This window comes from Anaerocolumna sp. MB42-C2, from assembly GCF_030913705.1.
Classification (GTDB): Bacteria; Bacillota; Clostridia; order Lachnospirales; family Lachnospiraceae; genus Anaerocolumna.
In genome coordinates, this window is the sequence record NZ_CP133190.1 from 5,775,194 (window position 1) to 5,790,262 (window position 15,069).

General features: G+C 35.2%; 14 protein-coding genes. 9 read left to right on the forward strand and 5 right to left on the reverse strand.

Going from position 1 to position 15,069, the window contains the following annotated elements:
- Positions 1-4 precede the first annotated feature (4 nt).
- Positions 5-310 carry an AzlD domain-containing protein gene (locus RBU59_RS25445; RefSeq protein WP_308145276.1) on the forward strand — a complete coding sequence of 102 codons (306 nt, stop codon included), beginning with the start codon at positions 5-7 and terminating at the stop codon, positions 308-310.
- Positions 311-493: 183 nt separating this feature from the next.
- Here the strand turns inward: RBU59_RS25445 and RBU59_RS25450 are convergent, their stop codons facing one another.
- The 5 genes from RBU59_RS25450 to RBU59_RS25470 form a co-directional block, all read right to left on the reverse strand.
- On the reverse strand, positions 494-1,651 hold the full coding sequence (locus RBU59_RS25450) for a peptidylprolyl isomerase (protein ID WP_308145277.1): 1,158 nt from the start codon (positions 1,649-1,651) through the stop codon (positions 494-496).
- 109 nt (positions 1,652-1,760) lie between these two features.
- Positions 1,761-2,696: a M14 family metallopeptidase gene (locus RBU59_RS25455; RefSeq protein WP_308145278.1), complete on the reverse strand. Its 936-nt coding sequence runs from the start codon at positions 2,694-2,696 to the stop codon at positions 1,761-1,763.
- Positions 2,689-3,636, reverse strand: coding sequence for a M14 family metallopeptidase (locus RBU59_RS25460; protein ID WP_308145279.1), 948 nt, complete (start codon positions 3,634-3,636; stop codon positions 2,689-2,691). The genes RBU59_RS25455 and RBU59_RS25460 overlap by 8 nt, the downstream gene beginning before the upstream one ends.
- A gap of 142 nt (positions 3,637-3,778) precedes the next feature.
- Positions 3,779-4,132 (reverse strand): DUF1622 domain-containing protein, encoded by a 354-nt coding sequence (locus RBU59_RS25465; RefSeq protein ID WP_308145280.1) that lies wholly within the window; start codon positions 4,130-4,132, stop codon positions 3,779-3,781.
- Between the two features lie 387 nt (positions 4,133-4,519).
- A complete protein-coding gene (locus RBU59_RS25470; RefSeq protein ID WP_308145281.1) occupies positions 4,520-5,614 on the reverse strand; it encodes an acyltransferase family protein in 1,095 nt (364 codons plus the stop codon).
- A 287-nt stretch (positions 5,615-5,901) separates the two neighbouring features.
- Here RBU59_RS25470 and vanR point away from each other — a divergent pair, with 287 nt between their 5' ends.
- The 8 genes from vanR (at position 5,902) to RBU59_RS25510 (ending at position 15,062) form a co-directional block, all read left to right on the forward strand.
- Positions 5,902-6,597 carry a VanR-ABDEGLN family response regulator transcription factor gene (gene vanR / locus RBU59_RS25475; protein WP_308145282.1) on the forward strand — a complete coding sequence of 232 codons (696 nt, stop codon included), beginning with the start codon at positions 5,902-5,904 and terminating at the stop codon, positions 6,595-6,597.
- Positions 6,554-7,717 carry a vancomycin resistance histidine kinase VanS gene (gene vanS / locus RBU59_RS25480; RefSeq protein WP_308148640.1) on the forward strand — a complete coding sequence of 388 codons (1,164 nt, stop codon included), beginning with the start codon at positions 6,554-6,556 and terminating at the stop codon, positions 7,715-7,717. The genes vanR and vanS overlap by 44 nt, the downstream gene beginning before the upstream one ends.
- 76 nt (positions 7,718-7,793) lie before the next feature.
- Positions 7,794-8,954 (forward strand): D-alanyl-D-alanine carboxypeptidase family protein, encoded by a 1,161-nt coding sequence (locus tag RBU59_RS25485; protein WP_308145283.1) that lies wholly within the window; start codon positions 7,794-7,796, stop codon positions 8,952-8,954.
- A 308-nt stretch (positions 8,955-9,262) separates the two neighbouring features.
- Positions 9,263-11,332, forward strand: coding sequence for a DNRLRE domain-containing protein (locus tag RBU59_RS25490; protein ID WP_308145284.1), 2,070 nt, complete (start codon positions 9,263-9,265; stop codon positions 11,330-11,332).
- Between the two features lie 244 nt (positions 11,333-11,576).
- Positions 11,577-11,903: a MazG-like family protein gene (locus RBU59_RS25495; protein ID WP_308145285.1), complete on the forward strand. Its 327-nt coding sequence runs from the start codon at positions 11,577-11,579 to the stop codon at positions 11,901-11,903.
- Positions 11,904-11,968: 65 nt separating this feature from the next.
- The gene (locus RBU59_RS25500) at positions 11,969-13,258 is read left to right on the forward strand and encodes a LysM peptidoglycan-binding domain-containing protein (RefSeq protein WP_308145286.1); all 1,290 of its coding nucleotides are present in this window, start codon (positions 11,969-11,971) and stop codon (positions 13,256-13,258) included.
- 57 nt (positions 13,259-13,315) lie between these two features.
- Positions 13,316-14,248 (forward strand): DUF1848 domain-containing protein, encoded by a 933-nt coding sequence (locus RBU59_RS25505; protein WP_308145287.1) that lies wholly within the window; start codon positions 13,316-13,318, stop codon positions 14,246-14,248.
- A gap of 223 nt (positions 14,249-14,471) precedes the next feature.
- Entirely contained in the window at positions 14,472-15,062 is a 591-nt protein-coding gene (locus RBU59_RS25510) for a DUF6385 domain-containing protein (protein ID WP_308145288.1), read from the forward strand.
- Positions 15,063-15,069 lie beyond the last annotated feature (7 nt).

Here is a 15,069-nt window from a genome sequence, read left to right on the forward strand (position 1 = left end):
ATAAATGTATAAGGCTTTAACCGCCGTATTATTTATGGCACTTGTGACATATATACCCAGGGTTATTCCCGTTTCAATATTCAGAAAAGAAATAAAATCCGTATACATCAAGTCATTTTTAAAATATGTTCCCTATGCTGTTTTAGGATCACTTACCTTTCCTGAGATATTTTACTCTACAGACAATGCCTATTCGGCGATTGCAGGAACCATAACCGCATTTTATCTGGCTTATAGGGAGAAAAGCCTGGTTACTGTGGCACTTGCATCAATATTAACGGTATTCTTAACAGGATTTATTTTTCACTGATCAAGAAAGCTATTCACCATTTAGTTTTTGATTAATTTTTATACGCGTTACAAAAAAAGGCGGCCCACAAAATAAATAATTCTCACCAATGTAAGGTTTTTTGTCTGACATTGGTGAGAATTATTTATTTTGAGAACAGCCTTTCATAGACACTATTATCTATATAATTTAACAATATTAATTTTATTCGCCGGTTGTTGCTTCTTCCGTGGAAGTGTCTGCAGTGGTGTTATCATCTGCTGTGGAAGTAGATGTAGTATCACCGGTAACAGTATTAGAAGAAGGAGTGGAAGGGATGAGAGTAGTTTTGCCCATTACAATCGGATCCCAAACTTTAGTATTAATTGTAATTTTATAGTCTTTTTTTATCTTATCGTATTCAGCGTTAAATGCATCCTGTTCAGCTTTGGAAGTAGCATCATTAACTGCTTTGTCATAGGCTTCGGTTGAATTACTGTCAACCATCTTAATAATATAATACCCGGTATCCGTCTCAACGATATCCTGTGTATAAGCATCATCTGCTAATTTCATAGCTGCATCTTTGTAAGCTTGTTCCGCAGTAGTGGTATCATTCGCAGTAAAGTTTAAAGTATTGGTTGAAAGTTTATCATTTCCCTCAACGATTTTTGAAAATTCTTCACCTGATTTTACTTTTTCAAGAGCAGCTGTGAGAGAAGATTTTGCCGCTGCCTTTTCTTCTGCGGTTAAGTCTACTGACTTCTGGTTATCATCTAATTTCTTAGTTGAAGTAAATAAATATTCCGTATTGTATTGTCTGTAATCTTCCTTTTTAATGGTTGCTTTGATGCCATCATAGTCAAGTTTGGCATCATCAATTATCTTTTGATAATACTTGCCGCCAACTATGACTTTTTCCTGAATTTTGGTAAGTGTATCTTTTGTAAAACCGGTAAGCTTTAATTGATCTTTGCTTATGTTTTTTAAAATCTGGTCTGCATTGTTTCCAGCCTGAGTTTTTTCATCATCCGTGAGGGTTAAACCTGCTTTTACAGCCTTATCATATAAAATTTCGTACATTTCAGCCATATCCATGACGTAAGTCTTTGCCTGTTCTCTCATGGTTACCCCGTCAGAAACTTCCATGTCCCAGTAGCTTTGACCGGTATATTGCTGATAAGCTGCATCATATTGAGCTCCGGTTGATTCTACATAAAAAATATAATACATCATTTCATTTAAATAAATTTCGTTGTCACCAACCGTTACTACTAAAGACTTTGCAGGATCCGATTTTTTACTGCATCCTGTCATGAATGTCATTCCAACGGTAATAACCATTACCAGAAGAAGTGACATAATTCGTTTTGTTTTTTTCACTTTATTTCCTCCATTAATCAAATTACTCAGTGCCTTAACATGAATATAAGACATGCATACACATAGTATCTATTTTATACCTTTTTTCCTATAAGTCAAGCTTGTTTATTTATTCGTGCAGCCTTCGTATTAACTTATAAACTGTACAATTTTCAATTACTAATGGTTTACCATGGGCAAAAAAGATAATACCATCACTGGGAGCTATGAGCTGGGATATAACTTCGCCCTCTATTGGATCCACCACTTCAGCCAGAAGATCACCAAAGGTAACTTCATCCCCCGGTTCTTTAAACCTGCGGTAAATACCGGATACATCCGCCCTTATGGGCATTAGAATTTCTTCTTCTAATGTAGTGGCAATATAACCATTATGACAATTATATTTGATAATACCCATTCGGGTAAGAAATCGAAGTACGGAGGATACAGCCTGTTTCGCCGATTTTTCATCAATACGGTCAGTTGCGCTGGTGTACACGGAGAAAGCATTCGTTCCGTTTAACTGCCAGTTATAATTTAATGTTCCGGTATCTATTGGCTGGGGTTTCCTGGTCATAACATAGGGAAGACCGAATAAATTAGCCAGGCTGGTATTGTGATAACCGGTTTCCATCATACGCACATGGGGAATAAAATCACCAGGAGTATGGAAACTTGCAAACTGGATTCCGTAGCTGTACCCTTTGACTGCTCGAAATACACCGGCAGCAATCCTTTTTGTGGTTTCACCCTCTTCATCACCGGGAAACATGCGGTTAATATCCGTATTATCCATTGCCCAGAAACGTTTTTCTATATTTATGGAATAGTGGTTAATGGACGGAATAACCATAATTTCATTGTTATTAACAATTGCGCCGGTTTTCTCAAGTCTAGACAGGGCCTTAATCAGTTGAGAACAGATGTAAAGCTGCTGGACTTCATTTCCTCTGGTTGGTCCCACGATACAAGCTGATTTTTCACCTTTACCGAAACGGTATCCCAAGATGTTCATCTCTCCCCGAAAAGAGGATTTGATGCTGTATATTGTATCTTTAATCATAAAAGTCACCTCCCAGAATCCTTACAATTAAGGAACCGCTGTTAACCACCGGATATTCTCTAAGAGTAAAAACCATACCGTCACAGGGAGCAATAATATGCTGCTCTATATTTCCGGTCAAAGTATTAACGATGTCACCAATAACATCGCCTTTTTTGATACCTTTCCAATGTTCGACGGCAGGCAGAAAAATACCGGATACATCAGCATGTACCATTGTAACTTCCCTTTGTCCTTCGGAGGATATAATAGGTGTTTTGGGAGTAATTACCTCACCGCCCCACATTCCGATTTCTTTTAAGAGACAGAAAATTCCTTCTGTAATCTGGTCACCGAATTGCCTGGTTATACGCATTCCGGTACCCATTTCAACTGCTATGGTAGGAACTCCATTGGTGTTAAGGGCATGTGCCAGAGTAGCATTTTGCACCGTGGCGGATGGATGAACCCATACAAAATCCAGATTCAATAATTTTGCATAAGGTAATAACATGGAGGCATTTTCTTCAATCATTCTGACCTGTGGTACTTCACGAAGAGAGATATTGCTGGAATGCAAATCGATACACAGGTAGGAGCCTAAGATATCCTCGACTATTTTAGCTGCAGCATTTTCTGACATATCCCCATCTTTATCCCCTGGAAAGCATCGGTTTAAATCCAGATCAAAAGCAGGGATACCGCGGGTTAAGGAATCCATACCCAGTGGGTTTAAACTGGGATAAATATCAATGATACCATGCAGATGCTGAATGCTGGCATTAATTCTGCGAATAATTTCGTAACATATATATTGACCTTCCAGTTCGTCTCCATGAATTCCAGTTACGATACAGACGCGTTTTTCGTTTCCGGTTAAGTTTAAAGGTTCAATTCGGTTTTTCAGTATGTGCATATTTTCTAAAACCGGAAGGTCGATAGAAAATACTGTTTTTATCATATAACATACATCCTTTCTAAATTAAGTAAAGGGTAATCTCAAATCCTGAATTCCGTTAGAATAACAGTATTATGAGACACCCTTGTTGCTATAATGATACTATATTATATTTGGAGTGTAAATACTATAATCGTTTTGAATCCTATTCCGGATTATTATTATCCGGTATATTATTAAAATCATTATGGGCCTCTTCATTTTTAATTTCCCAATGAATTAAAAAAGTAAGAGCCGCCCGAAGCAGAATAATACCTGCCACGGTTAATATTTCTTTGTAATCACGGACAATCACGGTTCGTAAAATTTCGCTGCCTAATTTAAATTCGAGCCCCATAGCCATTCCTTTTGCCAGGTTTAGCCTAGTAAGTGGACATTTCCTGAAATAATTATAAATTCCCCGTAGTCCGGCAATAATCAGAACCAGTACTCCCATATATTCAAAAAGGAGTATGGCAATATCAACCAGGTTATTAAGTAAGTCATGAATAAATTCCATTTGCCATACACCTCCGATTTCGCAGATAAAAATCACAAATAGTATATCCGTAATAACAACTTATAACATAATACCATTTATTTATTAAAAAAACAATAAAAGCTCCGTATTTTGTATAATAAGATGTTACAGTTCAGCCTATGGTACCGCGAGGTGTTTTTTGTGAGTGAAGCGAAGCGAAAGTCACAGAAAACCCGAGACATACATGCGCGAAATTATGCAGAATGCATAATTTCTGTGCATCATATGTTTCAATTCAGCCATAGGCTGAACTGTAACAATAAGATTCGAGCGTATAAGTCTATTTAAGTAGTACTAATGAATATCCTTACAGAAGTACAGAACTAGTATTTAACTGACTGATTTTTGTTTCTGATAGGATAATTCTTAGTGGACACGTGTCAAAGAGTGAAATTGATTTCTAAAATAATGAAAAAGTCCCTTTAACTCATACTTCTTTAATTTCATAAACGGTTTTTCGATGAAATGCCAGGATAGAAAAGAAAACAGCAGTACAAAGGGAACAGCGATTATCAAATTTATGTACCAATGTAAACTATCACCCAATACATGGGATATGATTTGCTGAATCGGAAAGGCATATATGTAAATACCGTAGGATAAATCACCTTTTGAAGCAAAATGATTTAATTTAATTTTAGGTGAAAAGGCTAAAAACAGGATAATATATGGCAATAATAGAGTTGATGTTAATTCAAATCCGGGAAACTGTGTAGTTAACAGAAATACTATCAGGCTAAGGTTGAAATAAGCGGCATTGATCTTAATTTTATCCTTGAAACAATAAATCAGTGTACCGGCAAAAAAACAGGCAGCCAGTCCAAGACTTAAATGGGACAATCCCAGGCAGTCCCATTTCATAACGTATGAAATAAAAGTAATAAGAAATAAAGGCAGCATAAATTGCTTTTTCAGTAAGTTAAATAATCCTAATACACCGGTTATCAGATAGCAGTTAAATTCATGCTTTAAAGTCCATAAAGAACCATTAACCGCACTTGGATAAATATTATCCTGAAAAACTCCCGGCAGATTATATAACATATGGTACAAGGTAATAGAGGCTAAATAGCGGTAGGTGTTTTCATTGTGAAAGTATTCCTCTATGGGATATGTAGTAAATAAGGCGCCTAACAGGAAAGTGCTTAAGGTTACCGCTGTAATAATCCCGGGAAAAATTCTTAAAACCCTGGCTTTTATAAAGATAAATATATTATGTGAATTATCCCAACTGCCGGCGATTAGAAAACCACTTATTATAAAAAAGACTTTAACTGCCAAATTTCCAAAGGTCAGCTGACCATGGGTAAAAATATATAATAGTTCTTTTTTATTATCTCCGTATGTCAGCGGAAAAGAATGGGAGACGATAACGAGTATTGCTGCAATAAATCTGAGAAAATCAAAATTATTACAGCGTCCCATTGCAAGTTCTTTCAGTAATAAACTTCTTTTGTCCATATTACACTCCGTTCCTGCGGTTCTTATGGTGGTATTAAGGGTTACGCAGGTATAAACTTTTTAGTCGAAAGAAAAAATACACATTAATTTCTTCTCTTTCACTTGAACGCTATTAGCAATCATACTACATATTTTAAGATATTACAATTTTTATAATGAAATTCATTCATATAAGCAGACAGTAATTAATCTTAGGAAAATCTTAATATTTTATCAACAATATCCTAAGAAGACCGTCTGTTATATCTGTTAAAATATAGGCAAAGATGTAGGAAAGAGGTGTTATTATGAATGGAACGATTCTGGTGGTTGATGATGAAAAAGAAATTGCTGATTTGGTTGAGCTATATCTAAAAAGTGAGAATTATACGGTTTATAAATTTTACTCCGGGAGAGATGCATTGGATTTTCTTGATAAAAATAAAGTTGATCTGGCAATTTTAGATGTTATGCTTCCCAGTATCAGCGGTTTTACAATCTGTCAGAAGATAAGAGATAAATATAATTATCCGGTTATTATGCTTACGGCCAAAGATGAAGAAATTGATAAAATAACAGGACTTACGATTGGAGCTGATGATTATATTACAAAACCTTTCCGCCCGTTAGAGCTGGTGGCAAGAGTGAAAGCGCAGCTTAGAAGATACTTAAGATATAACGGCGGGATGGAACAGGAAGATAACATTATTGAATTATCCGGGCTGGTTATTAATATTGAAACCCACGAATGTACTTTAAACGAGAAACCATTATCCTTAACGCCAACCGAATTTTCCATACTTAAAATTCTCAGCCAGAAACAGGGTAATGTAGTCAGTGCCGAAGAATTATTCCATGAGATTTGGAAAGACGAATATTACAGTAAAAGTAATAATACAATAACCGTTCATATACGGCATTTACGGGAAAAAATGAACGATTCCGTAGATAATCCAAAGTATATTAAAACAATATGGGGGGTGGGTTATAAAATTGATAAATAAAAAGAAACTCAAAAATGATTATACCAAGTTTGAACAAAAGTTGTCACTCCGAATATTCCTTATAGCAATCGGGACCGGTATTGGTATTTCTGTAATTATATCTTTAATAACCGGTAAATTTGGCAATGCAGTTGTAGCTTTTCTTCAGCGAAACTATTTTTTAGATTATGAAGATGCCATTACAATTTATCAATACACCCTGCGAAATAATAAAGTTTTAATTATTGCGCTGGTTGGGATTATTGGATTTTGGGTAATGATGCGGGTTTTTATCTCGTTTATGACACGTTATTTTGATGAAATCAGCCAAGGACTGGATGATCTAATGGATAAGGCGGATAAGGATATTATCTTATCTCCTGAAATGAGTTTTTTACAGGTGCGTTTAAACGAATGCAAATATATTTTAAAACAAAGAGAACAGGATGCTAAACTAGCAGAACAAAGAAAAAATGATTTAGTGGTGTATTTAGCCCATGATATTAAAACTCCGCTGACTTCGGTGATAGGGTACCTGAGTTTATTGGAGGAAGCTCCCGATATGCCTGCAAAGCAGAAAGCAAAATATGTAAAGATAACATTAGATAAGGCCAATCGCCTGGAAAAACTTATCAATGAATTTTTCGAAATAACCAGATATAATCTACAGAATATTGTCTTAGAAAAAGAAGATATCGATTTGTATTATATGCTAATTCAACTAACGGACGAATTTTATCCGTTGTTAGAGCCGTATGGGAAAAAAGCAGTAATTTATGCAGAGGAAAACATTGTTCTCTATGGTGATTCTGAAAAATTAGCAAGAGTTTTTAATAATATTCTGAAAAATGCCATTACCTACAGCCTGGATAATACTGTAATTCATATTACTGCTAAATTACAGGAAGATAGAATAATAATAACATTTCAAAATTCCGGGAAAACCATCCCCAAGGAAAAATTAAATTCCATTTTTGAAAAATTCTTTCGTTTGGATGATGCCCGGGTAACTAACACCGGAGGTGCAGGTTTGGGACTTGCCATTGCGAAAGAAATTGTTACATTACATGGCGGCAGTATTTATGCTGAGAGTGAAAACGGGACTACAACTTTTACAGTAACCTTACCGGTAAATAAATAGTTTTAGTCCTGCAAATACCGATCAGGGAATCAAGTACTTCCCCGAAAGGTTTAAATTTCTTTATGGAGGGACAAGTATGAATTATTATAACGATAATAAGAGAAAAAGAAGGAGAAGGAAGATCTTAATTGCTAAATTATATTGCATTCTCTTATTGGGTATGTTGTCTCTGGTTATTTTAATGACATTACTTATAACAGATTATAAAGGAGTAAATCTAAAGAAATTGCCGGATGCCTTATGGGAAGAATTGAACTATTTAGCTTCAGGACAGGAAGAAGTTAAGTCTGATACGAACTTAAAAAGGAATCGATTCCATACGGAAGATACACAAAAGCTGGAAAAACAGGATAACAAACTAGAACCTGTCAAGGAATCCGATTATAATAACGAGGAGAAAATAACTGCTGACAAGAGTTCTAAATTGAGCTTTGATATGGAAAATCTGTATAGTCCGGAAGCAATTCTATTCGAGCGGGATAACGGAAGTATTATCGCAGACAAAAATTCTGATAAAAAGATATATCCGGCATCCATGACAAAAATAATGACTGCAATCCTGGCAATTGAGAATATAACGGATATAAATGAAAAATTAGAAATTCCATCGGATATATATCAGGATTTGTATGCCGAAGATGCTTCGGTAGCAGGTTTTGAACCGGGAGAAGTAGCTGCGGCAAAAGATCTGATCTATGGTATTTTACTTCCATCAGGAGCAGAGTGCTGCCTGACGATTGCTTTTAAGGTCTCCGGTTCTGAAACAGAATTTGCTGACCTTATGAATATAAAAGCAGAAGAGCTGGGAATGGATAATACACATTTTAGTAATTCCACCGGTCTGCATAATGAAGATCATTATACAACAGTAAAAGATATGGCATTGCTTTTAAATTATGCACTAAAAAATGATGTATTCCGTAGTATATTTACCAGCAGCAGGTATACTGTATCATCAACCAATAAACATCCTGAGGGTTTTACCTTTGTTAGTACAATGTTTAAAGCCATGGATTATAAAGAGGTGTATGGCGGTGAGATACTGGGGGGTAAGACGGGATATACAAGTGAAGCAGGTCTATGTCTGGCGAGTTTGGCAAATATAGAGGGTAAGGATTATATACTGGTCACTGCCGGAGCTAAAGGAAATCATTCAACAGAGCAATTAAACGTTTTAGATGCATTTTCAGTTTACGATCAAATCGGTCGGGAATTAGCTAATGCAGATCAGAAATAAGCACACGAAATACTACCTTTTAAAAATATGTCACATTTTGTCGATATAATGTATATTATATCTATATAATTATTTATTAATGATATATAATGGGACTGATCTCTTAATAGATAAATATATGTAGTTTTTGATAATTGATATACCTTAATGGGGAGATTATAGCAGGACGGTACCGAAATCAGTTTCTAAATAAATAATTATGGAAGTGTTAAAGAGGGGTGTATTACAAGTATAATAAATTAATAACCCAGGAAATATACCCGTTATAAATGAAAGATAATATAATTTATAGTAAAGGTGGAATTTTCATGCCAGTATCAATGATACTTCCAAGTGATGATACTTTTATTGCTTCGGGTTACCCTACAACTGTCTTTGGCAGTTATCCTTATTTATATATGGGTGTATATGTAGCCCCGGGAGATAATTACAGGACGTTGATAAAATTTGATCTGTCAGCCATTCCTCAGGGCAGCAGCATCACTGAAGCGACATTAAACCTTTATATCTTCAGAAAAGACGTACCTGGTCCGGAAATATTAAGTATACTTCTAAACCAAAGTGATTTCGACCAGAATACGGTAACGTTTATAAATGCTCCTGCCACCACACCCACAGGAATTACTGCGGTTGTTACGGACGCAGATGTAAATACTTTTTATAGTATCGATATAACTCAACTTGCCCAACAATGGTATACAAATCCTGCAACCAATTACGGTATCACCATAGTTGGACCGGAAAATACCTATTCATTAATCGGAGCTTACAGTACGAACTTTTCAGATAGCAGCTTATATCCATTTCTTAGTGTGACTTACCAGGAGACCTGCAACTGTACCAGCGATATGATTAATGATGTAACGCAATCCGGGAATTACACGATATACGAGTCAAACACGCTTTTGATAAACCAGAGAATACTGGGTACTTTCAGTGTAGAAAACAACGGGTTTACTAATGGACTTGCCGTACTTCAGATCCTGAACGGCAGCAGTATCTGGGTGGATGAAAAATCGGCAGAAGTAAGTCCCGGACAGACAAAAGTTTTAACCACTACGGCATCCAGGCTTGACGAAAGAATATCAATTGTCGGCATTATTGAGCCAATTATTTCCGGAACCCCTGGCGGTACCTTGAATGCTAACGATAATCTATTTAATCCGAATAATGTAGCACTGACCTTTAGCTCAAATAATCCGGACTTTGTTGTAGATCCCAATACAGGCATTATTTCAATTAATGGACCCGGCTCAGCTGTTATAACCGTGAGCCCACAAAATATTGACGGGCCAAGTATATCCTTTACAGTTATTGCTATTGGCAGTAATTCAGTTTACAATCAAACCCAGGATACTTTCTATGGTACGATTCAAATGGCGATAAATGCTGCTAATCCAGGTGATATTATTCAGGTAGGACCTGGTAATTATCCTGAAAATGTTACTATTAACAAGCGGATTGTTTTAAATGGTTCCGGAAGCGGTCCTGGTGGGACAATTATTAATCCGGTTTCCGGAGTCGGTATAGCCATTTCAGCCGGAGGTTTAAATCAGGCAGAGCGGCTGGTGATATCAAATCTGCAGGTCACCGGTTCTTCACAAGGTATTTCAACGATTGGAAGTAATCAGCCAAGTTATATTACTCTGTCCAATGTAGCATTATTGAACAATACGAATAACGGTTTTAGTATGAATGTAGATCCCTCATTCCCAATTATGCATGATCTTATTATAATAGGCTCTAATTTTTCTAATAATATGGTTGCAGGTTTCCGAATTCCGACTTACGGTCAGGTTTCAGATGTAACGATCCAAGACAGCATATTGGATGGAAATGTTTATGGAATTGAGGTGTTTTCAGGTACGGCAACCTTTAATAACATTAATATAACAAATTCCCAATTTAATAACAACAGTTCAAAAGGAATGTATTATGAAGCATTAAATAATGCTTTTCTAACAAACAATACCATTAATAATAGTGGTACGGCCGGGAGTTTTGCAGCAGGTATTGATATCAATCTGAAAAATGGTAATTACCAGAATGTCAACCTGATTAACAATACGGTAACAAACAGCGGAAACGGTGATCCTGTAAACGGTGCTGCTGCTGTAATAAAAGGCCGTGACGACGATGCCAACAATGGTACGCTTACCGATGTGACCGTATCCGGCGGAACTTACTCGGATGCTCCGGTTGGCATACGCTTTGGTGAGACCGGCAAGAACAACAATTATCCAACGAATACGGTTGTTACCGGCGCTACGATAGCAAACAATGGAATAGGTTTACAAAATGTTACTACTGTTGTCATTTCACAGAATAACAATACCTTTATTGGTAATGGTGTTGATATTGTAGGGAATTTCAATTAAACAGGATAAATACCAAAGCTAACAATAGGAGTTGCTGCGATAGCGGCAGCTCCATTCATACTATTAAAAGTTTCGGCGGAAGTTTTATTCTTATCTGCTCTGCAGGCAGGTTGAATATTGGTAAAAAATGGTGTATAATATTGTATCAAAATAATCTTAGATAGACAATTGCGAAACTCACATATTCAAACAATTATTTAGTTTCGCAAAAGGCTTAATAATAATAGATATTGGGAGGTTATGTATGGAATTTAGTGAAACACTTGATATGTACAGGAATATAGTGAGAAGATTTGCCAAGATCGAGGGAAAACCCTGGGGTGTGGAAGGCGGTATGATGGAACTTTCAAAACAGGTCGGAGAACTGTCCAAATGTGTAATGCTGCAGGAAAATTATTATTGTTTTCCTGCTGAAAATCCGGAGGAAAATCTCATTAAGATTGGCAATGAATTAGCTGATGTTTTTGGACAGATTATCAGAATTGCGGATTATTATAATATAGACCTTTTAGAAGCACATATTGCTGCAAGGGAAGATGAAGACAATTATTTAAAAGGAAAAGGTGTTTAAACTGGACAGGTATAACTGGCTCATATACTCATATAATTATAAAAATGATAATTATGAGGATGTTAATGGAAATTTATGTAGTTCAGCAAGGTGATAATATATATTCAATTTCAGATAAATATGGGGTCACGGTTGAAAAAATAATACAAGATAATGACTTGCAATATCCTTATAACTTAATTAATGGGCAAGCTATAGTGATAACATTTCCGAAGCAGTCATATATAGTGCAGAATGGGGACACTTTACAAAGCATTGCAGATTCGTATAATGTGTCACTTATGCAGCTTCTAAGAAATAATCCCAGTCTTTCCGATAGAGAATATCTGTATCAAGGTGAATCGTTAATAATTAGTTATAATACGACCAGAAGTATAACAACAAATGGTTTTGCATATCCATTTCTAAGAAAAGAAACTCTGATTAAAACTTTACCAAATCTAACTTATCTATCTGTTTTTAATTACACAACCACGGAAAAAGGGGAAATGATAGCATATTATGATGAATCAGATCTAATTAAGACACTAATAGATTATGAAGTTATTCCGCTTTTAGTGTTAACTACCTTATCACCTCAAGGAAAACCTGATATTGAGACTGCATATAATATCTTGTTGAATGCAGAATATCAGGAGAATACGATTAATGAATTTATTAATATAATGAAAAATAAAGGTTATCATGGCATAAATTTAATTTTATATTTTTTAAACGAAAATAATCAAACACTTTATATTAATTTTGTACAAAGAATATCAAGTCGTTTACAGCAGGAAAATTATTTATTCTTTATTACAATTAACTATGATGAGAAGAAAGAGGATGATACAATAATAATTAAAGAGGTGAATTATTCAGATTTAAGTAATTTTGTTGATCAATTGATTTTTTTAAAATTTGTATGGGGTACGAATTATAACCCCCCAGCTCCTATAAGTAACATTACTTATTTAACAGCATTGATAAACTATGTTACATCTAAAGTATCTCCTGATAAAATTATTGTTGGAAAATTGATTCTTGGTTATGATTGGAGGCTGCCATATATACCGAAAGAATCTTATGCAAATTCACTTACAATAAATTCTGTCTTGGATTTAGCCTATGATGTTGGTGCAGTAATAGATTTTGATGATGAATCACAAACACCGTATTTCTATTATAATGAATTAGGTTTTGCCTATCAGGTACAACATATTGTTTGGTTTATTGATGCCAGAAGTATAGAGACACTTAATAAATTGATTGAAGATTATGCACTAAATGGAAGCGGAGTATGGAATATAATGGTCTATAATCAGCAATTATGGACCATTATTAATGCTAATTTTGATATTATCAAGCTAATATAAATTACAACTGACTCACAACTACTATATAAATAATAAAACATGTAACTGGAGAACATTATGATAATAAGTGCATCACGCAGGACCGATATACCTGCATTTTATTCTGAGTGGTTTATGAACCGGTTAAAAGAGGGATATGTATTAACCAGGAATCCCATGAATCACTCTCAGGTTAGTAAAATAATACTCTCTCCGGATGTAGTTGACTGTATCGTTTTCTGGACGAAAGATCCTAAAAATATACTGGATAAATTACCGGTTATCGATAATTTAGGATATCAATATTATTTTCAATTTACATTAACACCGTATAATCAGGAGATAGAATCATTTTTACGCAAGAAAGAAGAAATAATCGACACTTTTATAAAACTATCTGAAAAAAAAGGTAAAAATAAAGTTTTATGGAGGTATGATCCCATTATTTTGAATAAGGATTTAACGATAGAATTTCACCTGGAACATTTTCAGTATTTATGCAGTAAACTCAGTGGTTTTACCGGAATCTGCAATATCAGTTTTGTAGATATTTATAGTAAACTTGGTAAAGCTGTTAAAAATAATTTGTTAAGAGAAATAACAATAGAGGAAATGATTAAGTTAGCATCCGGGTTTGCTAAGATTGGCAAGAGTTATGGAATAGAACTTCGTGCCTGTTGTGAGAGGGTTGATTTATCAGCTTACGGAGTAAGACAAGCCAGCTGTATAGATAAAGCCATTATTGAAGAAATAAACGGCTGCAGTCTGGAAGTAAAAGCAGATACTAATCAGCGAGCGGGTTGCGGGTGCATTCAAAGTACTGATATTGGGGCTTATAATACTTGTCAAAACGGCTGTATTTATTGTTACGCTAATTATAGCTATCCTGCAGTGGCAAATAACTGTCTGAAACATAATCCAAGGGCAGATATCTTAATCGGAGAAATTAGTCAGGAGGATAAGATTATAGAAAAGAATATGTGTTCCTGCAAAAAAATTGATATAATGTAAGGAAAGCTTTCGTTGTTTATACAGTAGGATAATTTGAAAATAGAAATGTCGAAATATGTAATAATATAGGACTTTGCGTCACAAAAACACGACATACTCATATTATATTAGAGGGATCAAAAAATCATATTAATTACCTATAGAGTATTCAATTTTGTATGGAATTTTATGATTCTTTTTGAACCTCATATTATTGCCAAAAATTAAAATAGGAGTTGATTTCATGTCAGGAATTGCTGTATATCAGGATTCGCCGGAAAGCTTGAAGACGATACAATATGGCTATGATGGAACAAATGCAAGGGTGCTAAGACTTGACTCTAACGGCCGGTTGTATATTACTACAGAAACCGGAACATCAGTCGAAGTCGTTGGTTCGGATTTTGATATAAGAAATTTAACCAATACACAGGATAATATCGCTGTTTATGGTAATGATGGAACCACCAACCGTATTTTAAAAACGGATGCAAATGGAGCTCTTCAGGTTACTATAGGAATGAGCTTTACAAATCAGAGTGAGAATGTAACAACCGCAGATGATTATGCAGGTTCAACTCAAAGAGATATATCTCTTCAACGGCAATACAGCTTCTTTGTTAATAATACAGGAACAAATTCAGCAACTGTAAAAGTACAGGTAAGCCCAGATGGTACTCTTTGGGTCGATGATAGTACAGAATTTATAATTGCAGGATCAGAAACCAAAGTATTAGGTCCGAACAGATTTGCAAATTATGTAAGAATTGCAAGTAAATCTGCAACGGCAGGAGCAAGTACAACTTTAACAATGGTATATCAGTCACAGGCATAATAAGATA

Coding starts and splice junctions, on each gene's coding strand:
- RBU59_RS25445 (WP_308145276.1), top strand. CDS start 5: ATGTATAAGGCTTTAACCGCCGTATTATTTATGGCACTTGTGACATAT.
- RBU59_RS25455 (WP_308145278.1), bottom strand. CDS start 2,696: ATGATTAAAGATACAATATACAGCATCAAATCCTCTTTTCGGGGAGAG.
- RBU59_RS25460 (WP_308145279.1), bottom strand. CDS start 3,636: ATGATAAAAACAGTATTTTCTATCGACCTTCCGGTTTTAGAAAATATG.
- RBU59_RS25465 (WP_308145280.1), bottom strand. CDS start 4,132: ATGGAATTTATTCATGACTTACTTAATAACCTGGTTGATATTGCCATA.
- RBU59_RS25470 (WP_308145281.1), bottom strand. CDS start 5,614: ATGGACAAAAGAAGTTTATTACTGAAAGAACTTGCAATGGGACGCTGT.
- vanR (WP_308145282.1), top strand. CDS start 5,902: ATGAATGGAACGATTCTGGTGGTTGATGATGAAAAAGAAATTGCTGAT.
- RBU59_RS25485 (WP_308145283.1), top strand. CDS start 7,794: ATGAATTATTATAACGATAATAAGAGAAAAAGAAGGAGAAGGAAGATC.
- RBU59_RS25490 (WP_308145284.1), top strand. CDS start 9,263: ATGCCAGTATCAATGATACTTCCAAGTGATGATACTTTTATTGCTTCG.
- RBU59_RS25495 (WP_308145285.1), top strand. CDS start 11,577: ATGGAATTTAGTGAAACACTTGATATGTACAGGAATATAGTGAGAAGA.
- RBU59_RS25500 (WP_308145286.1), top strand. CDS start 11,969: ATGGAAATTTATGTAGTTCAGCAAGGTGATAATATATATTCAATTTCA.
- RBU59_RS25505 (WP_308145287.1), top strand. CDS start 13,316: ATGATAATAAGTGCATCACGCAGGACCGATATACCTGCATTTTATTCT.
- RBU59_RS25510 (WP_308145288.1), top strand. CDS start 14,472: ATGTCAGGAATTGCTGTATATCAGGATTCGCCGGAAAGCTTGAAGACG.